The sequence below is a fragment of the Verrucosispora sp. WMMD573 genome (assembly GCF_027497175.1).
Classification (GTDB): domain Bacteria; phylum Actinomycetota; class Actinomycetes; order Mycobacteriales; family Micromonosporaceae; genus Micromonospora.
In genome coordinates this window covers 1,724,647-1,737,152 of record NZ_CP114901.1, presented here as the reverse complement: position 1 = coordinate 1,737,152, position 12,506 = coordinate 1,724,647, and the positions used below count along the sequence as shown (strand labels likewise).

Below are 12,506 nucleotides of genomic sequence, written 5' to 3'. Positions count from 1 at the left end.
TTGAATATCTTGATGACCGACTCAGACAAAGTTATCGGCCCTGCTACCAGACGAGCCATCGAGACCTTTGATCGCGTCATGAGAGAGGTTGATCGGGAGATTCCGTCATACCGGTTAGCGCACTCGTGTAGGGGTAGTTGGCGGTGGACGCCGCGACCGCCACCCGACGCAATTGGTCAGCGTCAATTGGGCATTCCGCCAAAGTCCTGAACGAAGGAATTCGTATGACACTGATGCTCGATCATCCCGTGGCCGTCACCCGTTTCCGGGCCTTCGGTCCGCGCCAAATCGACGACATCGCCGGCCGGTACGGCTTGCGCCCCGACCTGCGCGAAGAAATCGCCCTGCTGGCGCACGTCTTTCCGTTCCGGGTCAACGAATACGTCCTCGACCACCTGATCGACTGGACGCGGCCCGAGGAGGACCCGATGTTCCGGTTGGTCTTCCCCCAGCGCGGCATGCTCTCCGCCGAAGACGAGCAGGCGCTGGCCGCCGTGGTGCACTCGGGATCCGCCGCCCGGGAGGTCGCCGCCGTGGTCGCCCGCATCCGCGCCGGCCTGAACCCGCACCCGTCCGGCCAGCGGGAGTACAACGTGCCGATGCACCGGGGCGAGCGTCTACCCGGCCTGCAGCACAAGTACCGGGAGACCGTGCTCTACTTCCCGACCCAGGGCCAGTCCTGCCACTCATACTGCACTTACTGCTTCCGCTGGGCACAGTTCGTCGGCGATCCCGCGCTGCGCTTCGCCACCCCCGGTCCCGACCGGCTGGTGGACTACCTGCGGGACCACCCCGAAGTCAGTGACGTGCTGGTCACCGGCGGCGACCCGATGATCATGAGCACCGAGCGGCTGCGCGGCCATCTCGAACCGCTGCTCGACGTGCCGACGGTCCAGACCGTCCGGATCGGCACCAAGTCGCTGGCCTACTGGCCGCAGCGGTACGTCAGCGACGCGGACAGCGACGAGTTGCTGCGCCTGTTCGGGCGGATCATCGCGGCCGGCAAGCAGGTCGCGGTGATGGCGCACTTCACCCATCCGTGTGAACTGCGCACGCCCCTGGTGGCGACCGCGCTGCGCCGGATCCGGTCCACCGGAGCGGTGATCTACTGCCAGGCCCCAATGGTCTCGCACGTGAACGACCAGGCCGACGTCTGGGCGGAGTTGTGGCGGGCCGAGCTGGCCGCCGGAGCGGTGCCGTACTACATGTTCGTCGAGCGCGACACCGGCCCATACGACTACTTCAAGGTGCCGCTGGCTCGGGCGGTGGAGATTTTCCACGCCGCGTACCGCACGCTGCCGGGACTCGCCCGGACCGTCCGCGGGCCGGTCATGTCGACCACCGCCGGCAAGGTGGTCGTGGACGGTGTCGAGAGCTACCCGGACGGCCGCTGCTTCCAGCTGCGGATGCTCCAGGCCCGCAACCCCGCGCTGGTCGGCCGCCCGTTCCGGGCCCACTACCACACCGGCGCGGCCTGGCTCAGCGAACTGGAACTCGCCCCCGACGTGCCCGATGACATCCGAACGGCGGTGCGGTCATGACCTCCATGTCACCGAATCTCGCCCTCAACGAGCGGGTCGCACGCCTGCGCGCCGAGGGCCGCTCCGTCATCCACCTGGGTTTCGGCGAGTCTCGCCTGCCCGCCTTCGGGCCGCTGGTGGAGCAGTTGTGCGCGGGCGCGTTCCGTAACGCGTACGGCCCGGTCGCCGGGGCACCGGACGCCCGGGCGGCGGTGGCCGGCTACTTCCGGCGGCGGCGCCTGCCCACCGGCCCGGAGCAGGTGATCCTCGGGCCCGGCAGCAAGCCGCTGCTGATGGCGCTGAACCTGGTCCTGCCCGGCGATGTGCTGTTGCCCCGCCCCTGCTGGAACTCCTACGCCCCCCAGGCGCGGATGGCCGGCAAGCGGGTCTGGGGCGTGCCGATCCCGGATAGCTGCGGCGGCGTCCCCGAGCCCACCGCACTGCGGGAGACGATCTCGGCGGCCCGCCGCGACGGCGGTGACCCGCGGATCGTCGTGCTCACCCTGCCGGACAACCCGACCGGTACGCTCGCCGGCGCGGAGCTGATCGGCGAGGTGTGCGCGATCGCCGAGGCCGAGGAGCTGACGATCGTCTCGGACGAGATCTACCGCGACGTGCTGCACCGGCCGGAGACGCCATTCGTGAGTCCCGCCGAGCTGGTCCCGCACCGGACCGTGGTGACGACCGGCCTGTCCAAGTCACTGGCGCTGGGTGGCTGGCGGATCGGCGCTCTGCGGGTGCCGCCGGACGCCGCCGGACGCCGGTTGAGGGACGGGCTGATCAGCGTGGCCAGTGACCTGTGGTCCACCCTGGCCGGTCCGACGCAGCAGGTGGCGGCGTACGCCTTCGACGAGCCGCCGGAGATCCGGCAGCGGCTGGCGGCCAGCGCCCGGCTGCACGGCGCGGTGGCCCGCGCGGTGCACCGCGCGGCCGTGGCGGCCGGGGCCACCTGCCGACCGCCGACCGGGGCCTTCTACGTCTACCCCGACTTCGCGCCGCTGCGGGAGACGTTGCACCTACGCGGCGTGACCGACTCGGCGTCGCTGGCCCGCCACCTGCTCGACGAACTCGGCCTGGCGGTACTCGCCGGCCACCTGCTCGGCGACGATCCGGACGCGCTGCGCTTCAAGGCCGCCACCAGCATGTTGTACGGCGACACCGACGAGGAGCAAGAGGCCGCCCTCGCCGCCGAGAATCCGCTGGCCCTACCGCACGTCGCCGACACCCTGACCCGCGTCGAAGAGAGCTTCGCCAAGCTCGGCGCCTGACCGCACCCCGGGGAGAAGACACCATGGACCGATCCACCGTCCGCACCACCGTCACCGAGGTCACCGCCGAGGTCCTCGGCGTCGACCCGGACATCCTGCACACCACCCCCACCCTGACCGCCCTGCCGACCTTCAACTCGTTCCGGATCGTGGAGGTTGTCGAACGCATCGAGGAACGCCTCGACGTCGAGGTCGACCCGGTCGAACTGACTCCAGACAACCTGACCCGAATGGACACCCTGACCGCCCTGTTCGAGCGGGCCGCGCTGGGAAGCGGGACTCCGGCATGACCGCCACCGTGACCCGCCCGACCTGGGGTGCCGCTGATCTCGACCGCGCGGTCGCCGAGGTCGTCGAGGTCGCCGCCCGACACGCCACCGAATGCGACCGCGACGCCCGGTTCCCGGTGGAGGCCTTGGCGGCCATGCGCGCCACCGGGCTGCTGGGCCTGATGGTGCCCGCCGAGCACGGCGGCGCCGGCGGCGACCTGGCCGACCTGGTCGCGGTCAGCGGCCGGCTTTCGCGTACCTGCATGTCGGTCGGGATGATCTTCACGATGCACTGCCAGCAGGTCGCCGCCATCGTCCGCGACGGCGGCCCGCTGCGGGAGAAGTTGCTGCCCCGGATCGCCCGCGGCGAGCTCTACCTGGCCTCGGTGACCACCGAGGCGGCCACCGGGGGACACCTGCTCTCCTCCGGCACCGCGCTGACCGGGAACGGAGCGGTGCTGCATGTGGACCGGTTCGCCCCGATCGTCACCGGCGGCCAGGACGCCGACGCGTTTCTCATCACTATGCAGGCCCCCGACGCCACCTCCCCCACCCAGCTGTCGCTGCTCTACGCCGAGCGGGACCAGATGCAAGTCAGCGTCAAGGGCGGCTGGAACCCGATGGGCATGCGAGCCACGGACAGCGGGCCGCTGCACCTGCGCGGCGACCTCCCGGTCGGGCAGGTGATCGGTGGGCATGGCGGGTTCCGGAACATCGCCGTACGGACGTTCGCCCCGATGGCGCACCTGGGTTGGGCCGCGTGTTGGCTGGGCACGGCCGACGGCGCCCTCAGCCGCGTGGTCACCCTGCTACGTGCCGAGCGCGGCCGCCGCAACCTCGACTCCGAGCTGCTGCTGCACCGGCTGTCCCGGGTCCGGCAGCGGTTGGACACCGTGCACGCCCTGGTGAGTCACACCGTCGCGGTCCTGAACACCACCGCCGACCCGACATCCGTCGGGGTGCAGCTGCTGACCAACGCGGTCAAGCTGACCGCCTCGGAACAGTGCCCGGCGGCGGTCGACGACCTCGTCGAGCTACTCGGCATGCGACACGGCTACCTGCGTGACTCGGATCTCGCGCTGGAGCGGGCCCTGCGGGACCTGCGATCGGCGCCGTTGAACTACAGCAACGACCGGTTGCACGCGGCCGACGGTGCCCTGGTGCTCATGGATCGCGAGGTACGTCATGTCTGACACCATGTACGACTGGTTCGCCGCGACGGTCCGCCGGCACCCGGGCCAGCCGGCACTGCTGGTCGGCGACGTCACCTTTACCTACCGCGAGCTGAACGCGCTCGTCGACAGCCTCGCTGCGGATCTCGGCCCGCTGCCGGCCGGGGCGCGGGTCGGGCTGCTCGCCGCCCGCAGCCCGCTCGCGTACGCCGGCTACCTGGCGATCCTGCGGGCTGGCGGGACGGTCGTACCGCTGAATCCGATCTTCCCTCCGAACCGCAATGCGACGATCGCGACCCGGGCCGGCCTCTGGACCGTTCTCGTGGACACCACGATGAGCGCGTCACTGGGGCCGGTGCGCGCCCCGCTGGTGCAGGCCGCACCGAGCGGGCAAGTGGTGGGCCGGCAGAGCCAGCCGGCCAGTACCAACGACGGGCCGGGACCGGCCGTCGACGCGACCGCCTACATTCTCTTCACCTCGGGATCGACGGGTGTGCCGAAGGGGTTGCCGATCCGCCACGACAACGTGCGGCCGTACGTCGAGCACCACGTCGCGCGCTACGACGTGGGCCCGGGTAGCCGGCTCAGCCAGACCTTCGACCTGACCTTCGACCCGTCGGTGTTCGACATGTTCGTCACCTGGACCGGTGGCGGCGCCCTGGTAGTGCCCCGCCGCGAGGAGCTGGCCGATCCGACGGCCTTCGTCAACCGGCACGGGGTTACCCACTGGTTCTCCGTACCGTCGGTGGTCTCCCTCGCCGGCCGGATGCGACGCCTGCCGGCCGGCTGCATGCCGGACCTGCGTTGGGGGTTGTTCGCCGGGGAGCAGCTCACCTACGACCAGGCAGCGGCTTGGCACCGGGCAGCGCCCGAGGCAGTGATCGAGAACCTGTACGGGCCCACCGAACTGACCGTGACCTGCACCGTGCACCGGCTGCCCGCCGACCCGGCGGACTGGCCGCAGACCCGTAACGGCACCGTCCCCATCGGCCACTGCCTGCCGCATCTGGAGTACGTGGTCCTGGACGAGCAGGGTCATCCAGCACGCGAGGGCGAGCTGTGCGTACGTGGACCGCAGCGCTTCGCCGGTTACCTCGACCCGGCCAATAACGCCGACCGCTTCGTGCGCTGGTCTCCGGGCCGGACCGCCACCGCCCATCCCGGATCCGATCCGCCGCCGGAGCATCTGTGGTACCGCACCGGTGATCGGGTCGTCGACGACGGCGGTGTGCTGACCCACCTGGGCCGGCTCGACTCGCAGGTCCAGGTGCACGGCTACCGCGTGGAGCTGGGCGAGATCGAGGCGGTGCTCCGCCGCCACCCCGAGGTCGAGGACGCGGCCGTCTTCTTCGACGGCGTCGACCTGCGCGCCCTGTACGTGGGCGATGCCCTGCCGGCCGAGCACCTGGCCCGCTGGGTGGCCACCCGCCTGCCCGGGTACATGGTGCCGGCCCGGATCGCGTCCGTAGAGCTGTTCCCCCGCAACGACAACGGCAAGCTCGACCGTAGGAAGCTGGAGGCCCTGGCGTGTTGAGAGATCCCCACGACGCCCTCTGGTACAACTCCGTCACCCGCCCGGCGATCGACGACGGCCGCATCGCACGCACCGCTGTCACCCAGGGCAAGGGATGCTGGGTGCAGGACGCCGCCGGCACCTGGTACCTGGACGCCCGAGCCGCGATGTGGAACACCACGCTCGGCTACCAGGCCGAACGGGTAGTGGAGGCGATGTGCGAGCAACTTCGCCGGCTGCCCGTGGCTCAGGTGATCCGATACGAGGAACCGCCGGAGGTGGCGCTGGAGTACGCCCGCCGCCTCGTCGGCACGCTGCCGGACCCGCTCAACCACGTCCGCTTCGGCAGCACGGGCTCGCAGATGACCAGCGCCGCCGTCCTGCTGTCGCGGTTCGTCCGCAAGGTTCGCGGTGAGACACACCGGACCAAGGTCATCGCCTTCACCAACGGCTACCACGGCACCGGGGGCATCGCCAGCGCGCTGACCGGCGAGCGGCAAATGCACGCCTTACAGGCGCCGCTGGCTCCAGACGTCCACCACGTCAAGCCGTGGAATCTCGACGCGCTGGCGCGGATGGTCGACCGGCACGGTCCGGAGCGGGTCACGGCGATCATCGTCGAACCCATCATGGGGACCGACGTGCTCGCCGCCCCGGAGAATACGTTGCGGCAGATCCGCGAGCTGTGCGACCGGCACGACATCCACCTGATCGCCGACGAGGTGACCACGGGCTTCGGCCGGACCGGGGTGATGTCGGCAATGATCGACCGGCAGGTGCTGCCCGACCTGCTGATCCTCGGCAAGGGCATCACCTCCGGCTACTTCCCGCTGGCGGCCCTGGTCAGCACCGACGCAATCTTCGACGAGGCGATTTTCCGACCCGAGTACGTCTTCCCGCACGGCTGCACGGCCGACGGCCATCCCGTCGGCATGGCCGCCGGGATGGCGGTGCTCGACGAGTTGGCCGACGGATCGCTCTTCGCACACGTGCGCCGGGTCGGCGAACGTCTCCGCGAGCGACTGCGGGACCAGGCGGCCAGCACCGGCCTGATCCACGACGTACGCGGGGCAGGCCTGATGATCGGCGTCGAGCTGCGCGACGGCGACGAGCGGCCGGGTGCGACCTTCATGACGGCGGTCCGCCGCGCCTGCCGAGAGGCGGGGCTGCTGCTCACCACCACGAACAACACCCTGGTCCTGATGCCGCCGCTGGTGCTCACCGAGGCCGAGGCGGACGAGATCGTGACCCGGCTGGTCCGGGCCCTCGGCACCGTCACCGCAGGCCGGCCATGAACGACCGGCGCACGAACAGCGCGCACGACCGACCAACCACCGCCGGGCACGACCGGCCCACGGTCGCCGTGACCGACCGGCCCACGGTCGCCGTGACCGACCGGCCCACGGTCGCCGTGGTCGACGGCTTCGGCTCGGCCAGCCGGCTGGCGCAGGGCTTCCGGGACGCCGGGCACGACTGCGTCCGGGTACAGAGCACCGTCGACATCCCCGAGCACTACCGCCGAGAGCTGGACCTGAGCCGCTACGCGGCGAACATCGTCCACCACGGTGATGTGTCGGCGACGGTCGGCCTGCTGGCGGCGTACCGGCCGCTGGCCGTGATCGCGGGCGCCGAGCAGGGAGTCGAGCTCGCCGACGCGCTCGGCGAGGCAGCCGGGCTGCCCGGCAACGGCACGGCGCTCAGCTACGCGCGGCGGACCAAAGACGCCCAGATCGCCGCGATCGCTGCGGCGGGCCTGCCAGCCACCCGCCAGCTGTCGGTACGGGACGTGGCCCAGCTGGCGACCTGGCATCGGAAGGTCGGCGGGCGGGTGGTGGTGAAGCCGATCCGCAGCGCCCGCAACGACGGCGTACACATCTGTGACACGCCGGCGGAGTCGGTCGCGGCGTACCACCGGATCCGGTCGGCGGTCAATGACTTCGGCCACCGCAACGAGGGTGTCGTCGCCCAGGAGTACCTGACCGGCACCGAGTTCGTGGTGAACACGGTCAGCTGGCGCGGCCGGCACCGGGTGACTGACACCTGGCACTACCACAAGATCGACATTAACGGGGTGCGCGACCGCATCAACGGCATCCGCTCCGTGCCGCCCACCGATTCACGCTGGACGACGCTGCGCCGGTACGCCTTCGCCGTGCTCGACGCGCTCGGCATCCGGTACGGGCCCGCCCACCTGGAAGTTATCATCACCGGCTCCGGTCCTCGGCTGGTCGAGGTAGGCGCGCGACTGTGCGGATCGGATGTCGCCCGGTACGCCGTGCTCGCTACCGGCGAGTCCCAGATCGACCGCACCGTGCAGGCCTATCTGGACGGCGAACGGTTCCTCGCCGAGATCGACGCGCCCTACCGGCGTGACGGACACGCCGCCATGGCCTTCCTCGTCTCACCCGTCGAGGGCCGGCTGAAGGGGTACCCCCTGCTCGACCAGGTCGGCCGCTTGGACAGCTACCAGGGCCGGTCGGTGCGGGTACAACCCGGTGAACTGCTGCGCCGCACCGTTGACGACAGTTCCGAACCGCTCGCAGTGGGGCTGGCCCACGCAGACGCCGCGACCGTGGAGAAGGACTTCCAGACCATCTGCTACCTCGACGGACACGGGTTCTACGAATTGGAGGAGACCAACCATGGGTAACCGGCGCACGATCGCTCTCGTCGACCCGTACGGCGCGGTCAACAAGCTGGCGGCGGCCTTCACTGACGCCGGGCTGGAGTGCGTACGGGTCCAGTCCACGCCGCAGCCGCCGCCCTCCTACGGCGAGGCCGACCTAAACGGCTACGCCGACAACGTCGTTCACGACGGCACATTTGACCACCTGGCGGCACGGCTGGCAGCCCTGCGACCAGTGGCCGTCGTGGTTGGCAGCGAGATCGGCGTGGAATTCACCGACCAGCTCAACGAGACACTCGGTCTGCCCGGCAACGGCACCGCGCTGAGCGAGGCCCGACGCGACAAGTTCGTCCAGATCGAGACGCTGCGGGCGGCAGGGCTGCCGACCACACGGCAGCTGCAAGTCGCCGGCCCGGATCAGTTGGCGGACTGGCACCGTCAGCTCGGCGGGCGGATCGTGGTCAAGCCGGTGCGCAGCGCCCGCAACGACGGGGTCGCCTTCTGCGACACGCCCGACCAGTCGCGAGCCGCCTACCACCACATCATGTCCCGCAACAGCGTCTTCGACGTGCCCAACGAAAGTGTGGTGGCCCAGGAATACCTGCAGGGCGTGGAGTTCGTGGTGAACACCGTCAGCTGCCGAGGCCACCACCGGATCACCGACATGTGGCGCTACCAGAAGATCACCGTCAACGGCATCCGGGACCGGATCAACGGCATGACCTCCACACCACCGACCGACCCCGACTGGGAGCCGATCGCCGAGTACTCCTACCAAGTGCTCAACGCGCTGGGGATCCAGTACGGTCCGGTGCATCTCGAGGTGATGCTGACCGTCGACGGACCACGATTGGTCGAGGCGGGCGCGCGACTGTGCGGCGCCGATGTCGCCCGCTACGCCGTGATGCTGACCGGCGAGTCGCAGATCGACCGCACCGCACAGGCATACGCCGACCCGGACCGCTTCATCGCCGAGCATCGCAAGCCGTACGCCCTGGACAACCACGGCGCCATGGCGTTCTTCGCCTCCCCGGTCGAGGGCCGGCTCCGCGGCTACCCGCACGTGCACCTGATCGAGGAGCTGACGAGCTGCCAGGGGGTCACCCTGCGGTTCAAGCCCGGCGAGCAGCTCGTCCGGACCGTCGACGACGAGAGCGAGCCGGTGACGGTGGGCCTGATCCACCCGGACCGGTCGGTCATGCTTCAGGATTTCGCCACTGTCTGCTACCTCGACGGGTTCGGTTTCTACGACATCGATCCTGGGCAGTGAGCGGTCACGTGCCGTGGCGGCACGGCCACGGTGGCGGCGGCCACGGTGGTCCGAACGATCGAGGGAGCAGCGTGGCGGAGGGTTGGCGCCGGGACTTTCGGTTCTTCTGGGCGGGCGAGAGCGCCTCCTTCTTCGGCACCCAAGTATTTCAGCTCGCCATGCCGCTCACCGCGGTGCTGACCCTGGACGCCACCCCCGGGCAACTCGGCCTGCTCGGCGCGGTAACCTTCGCCCCGTACCTAGTCTTCGGGATACCGGCTGGCGTGCTGGTCGACCGCTGGCAGCGACGGGGCGTACTGATCATGTCCAGCCTCGCCCAGGGGGCTGCCATCGGCGCCATCCCGCTGCTCGCGGCGCTGGACCGGCTGACCTTCTCGTGGCTGCTGACGATGGCTTGCCTCGCCGGCGTCGGCCGGGTCTTCTTCAACATCGCCTACCGGTCCTACCTGCCGGCAATCGTGCCGCCCGAGCACCTCACCGGCGCAAACTCCCGCCTGACCGCCAGCGAGTCGGTGGCGGAGATCGGCGGTCCCGGCCTCGGTGGCCTGCTGGTGCAGATCGTCGGCGCGCCGTTCGCGCTGCTCGTCAACGCTGTCACCTACCTGGCGTCGGCCGCCGGCGTCACCGCAGTACGCACCCGGGAGAAGCCGGTCGAGGTCGATCGGACGCCGCTGCGGTCGCAGATCGCCGAGGGTTTCCGGTTCACCTTCGGCAACCCGTACCTGCGGGCGTTCCTCGGCGAGGCGGCCAGCTACAACATCTGCTGGCAGATCGTGCAGACCGTATTGGTGATCTTCGCCGTCCGGGAGCTGGGCATGAGCCCCGGCACGCTGGGCTTCATGCTCTCCATCGGAGCGGTCGGTGCCCTGCTGGGCGCGGCCGTCACCGAACGCGTCGCGAATCGGGTCGGTCTCGGGCGTACGCTGCTAGCCGCCGCGGTCATCGGCGACCTCGCGCCACTGCTGCTGCCGGCGGCCCAGCGGGGCACCTGGGCGGCACCGATGTTCGCGATCGCGTTCTTCATCCAAGGCTTTGGGATCACCGCGTGCAACGTGCACACCATGAGCGTGCGGCAGGCCATCACGCCGCAGCGGCTGCTCGGCCGCACGAATGCCGCGTACCTCTTCGTGGCGCTCGGCGTCAAGCCAGTGGGTTCGTTGCTCGGTGGCTGGCTCGGCACGGTGGCCGGGCCCCGCAGCGCCCTGCTGATCGGCACGGTGGGGCTGCTGGGCACCAGCCTGTTCCTCATCCTCTCCCCGCTGCGCCGCGTCCGTACCCTGCGCAGCATTCTGCCCGAGGAGCGAACACCCGTGCCCGCCGCGTGAGCGGGGGATGTGCGTTGCGCGACGCCGGGCCGCCTGTCACACGGTCCGCTCAGGCGGTGTCTACCCGCAGCGCCTGCCCGGCTGCGTCCAACGCGGCGCGGCACCCGTCGATGTCAGCGCCCAGCGCGATCGCGTACGCGACCCGCCCGTCCATAAGCCCCTGCGGCGGCGGCGACTTCACCTCGCCCGGCTGCGCCAGCGGCCCGTGCTCGACGATCGCGGCGGGCAGCGAGGCCCGGTCGAAGGCGATCTCGGCGATCCGGCTGTCGTCGTGAGGTGGATAGTAGAAGCGGATGGCGGTAACCGCGCGACGCGGCGCGACGCGCACGGGCGGCCGGCGCCCGCAGGCCACGGCCGCCGCGGCCGAGCCCACGTCCGCACCGCCACCCAGTAGGTTGAGGTACGGGATCAGCCCGCCACCAATCCGGGCATTGACCTCGATCACCTTCGGCCCTCGCGGAGTCAGCCTCATCTCGGTGTGCGTCACTCCGTCTGAGAAGCCGAGGGCGGTGTGCGTCCGCTCGACCACCGCGCGAAGCGCCGCGTCCTGCCACAACGGATCCGCCGGATCGACCACGTGCCCGGTCTCCTCGAAGTACGGCGCGAAGCCGACCTCCTTACGGGCAATGCAGAGCGGAATTACCTCGCCCCGGTGCACCGCCGAGTCGACACTGATCTCCGGGCCGTCGGCATACTCCTCCACCAGGATGTTGCGCTCGTGCACGGGCAACTCCGGTGCCATCCGGCCGCTGCCGGCGGTAAACCCGACGAACCGGCGTACCGCCGACGGGTCGTCCGCCTTCACCACGCCGAAGCTGCCGGCCAGCGCCCGAGGCTTGAGCACCACCGGAAAACCGATCTCCCGGGCCACCGCCACCGCCTCGTCGCCGCCGCCCACCAAACACGATCGCGGCTGCGGCACTCGGTTAGCGTCGAGCGCAGCGCGGGTGCGGTGCTTGTCCCGGCACCGCTCGATCACCGCCGGATCCCCGGGCAGACCGAGCGCCGCCGCCATGTGCGCGGCCTGCAGGATCCACGTCTCGTCCCAGCAGACCACCCCGTCGACCGGATCCCGCTCGGCGGCAATCCCTTTCGCGACCCGGACCAGCTCCCCCACATCGGCGAGATCAGCAACGACCGTCCAGCCGTCGAGATATCCGCGTTCCCACGTCGGCGGCTCAGTCACCACCAGATGCACCCGGTATGCGCAACTGATCGACTGAAGCAGGTACTCCCGGTACTCGCGAATTCCGGGAGTCACGACGAGGAGATGCGGCGAGCTCATGCCTGCAACTTACCGACAACCCTCGATACCCGCCCATCGAACGATCCGATCGCGCACGAATTCCAGCCGGTGCACTTCCCGCTCATTGCTGTTCCTGACGGCTCCGGACGACGACGGCTCGTCGTGAGATGCCGGCTGTACGGGCCCAAGACCGCGACATCCGAGCAACAGCACCATCCCTGAAGAGCATCGGAGGGGCGTCCGGTGAGCGGCCCGGCGACTCGACGACCAGTGACCGGCCCAGTCAGCCTCCATGGT

The 12,506-nt window shown here is 70.2% G+C and carries 10 protein-coding genes; 9 read left to right on the top strand and 1 reads right to left on the bottom strand.

The genetic code is table 11. The annotated features are described in order from the left end of the window. Positions 1 to 224 precede the first annotated feature (224 nt). From O7601_RS08020 to O7601_RS07980, 9 genes are all read left to right on the top strand, one after another. Positions 225 to 1,541, top strand: a complete 1,317-nt coding sequence (locus O7601_RS08020) for a lysine 2,3-aminomutase (protein WP_281565563.1) — start codon at positions 225 to 227, stop codon at positions 1,539 to 1,541. Then, positions 1,538 to 2,788, top strand: a complete 1,251-nt coding sequence (locus tag O7601_RS08015; RefSeq protein WP_281565562.1) for a pyridoxal phosphate-dependent aminotransferase — start codon at positions 1,538 to 1,540, stop codon at positions 2,786 to 2,788. Before O7601_RS08020 ends, O7601_RS08015 begins: the two co-directional genes overlap by 4 nt. Positions 2,789 to 2,811: 23 nt before the next feature. Beyond that, positions 2,812 to 3,078, top strand: a complete 267-nt coding sequence (locus O7601_RS08010; RefSeq protein ID WP_281565561.1) for a phosphopantetheine-binding protein — start codon at positions 2,812 to 2,814, stop codon at positions 3,076 to 3,078. Continuing rightward, positions 3,075 to 4,250 carry an acyl-CoA dehydrogenase family protein gene (locus O7601_RS08005; protein ID WP_281565560.1) on the top strand — a complete coding sequence of 392 codons (1,176 nt, stop codon included), beginning with the start codon at positions 3,075 to 3,077 and terminating at the stop codon, positions 4,248 to 4,250. The genes O7601_RS08010 and O7601_RS08005 overlap by 4 nt, the downstream gene beginning before the upstream one ends. Next, positions 4,243 to 5,763: an amino acid adenylation domain-containing protein gene (locus O7601_RS08000; RefSeq protein ID WP_281565559.1), complete on the top strand. Its 1,521-nt coding sequence runs from the start codon at positions 4,243 to 4,245 to the stop codon at positions 5,761 to 5,763. Before O7601_RS08005 ends, O7601_RS08000 begins: the two co-directional genes overlap by 8 nt. After that, on the top strand, positions 5,757 to 7,037 hold the full coding sequence (locus O7601_RS07995) for an aminotransferase class III-fold pyridoxal phosphate-dependent enzyme (RefSeq protein ID WP_281565558.1): 1,281 nt from the start codon (positions 5,757 to 5,759) through the stop codon (positions 7,035 to 7,037). Before O7601_RS08000 ends, O7601_RS07995 begins: the two co-directional genes overlap by 7 nt. Next, positions 7,034 to 8,392, top strand: coding sequence for an ATP-grasp domain-containing protein (locus O7601_RS07990; RefSeq protein WP_281565557.1), 1,359 nt, complete (start codon positions 7,034 to 7,036; stop codon positions 8,390 to 8,392). The genes O7601_RS07995 and O7601_RS07990 overlap by 4 nt, the downstream gene beginning before the upstream one ends. Beyond that, positions 8,385 to 9,638, top strand: coding sequence for an ATP-grasp domain-containing protein (locus O7601_RS07985; RefSeq protein WP_281565556.1), 1,254 nt, complete (start codon positions 8,385 to 8,387; stop codon positions 9,636 to 9,638). The genes O7601_RS07990 and O7601_RS07985 overlap by 8 nt, the downstream gene beginning before the upstream one ends. Positions 9,639 to 9,709: 71 nt before the next feature. Then, positions 9,710 to 10,963, top strand: a complete 1,254-nt coding sequence (locus O7601_RS07980; protein ID WP_281565555.1) for an MFS transporter — start codon at positions 9,710 to 9,712, stop codon at positions 10,961 to 10,963. Between the two features lie 49 nt (positions 10,964 to 11,012). Here the strand turns inward: O7601_RS07980 and O7601_RS07975 are convergent, their stop codons facing one another. Then, positions 11,013 to 12,248: an ATP-grasp domain-containing protein gene (locus O7601_RS07975; protein WP_281565554.1), complete on the bottom strand. Its 1,236-nt coding sequence runs from the start codon at positions 12,246 to 12,248 to the stop codon at positions 11,013 to 11,015. Positions 12,249 to 12,506 lie beyond the last annotated feature (258 nt).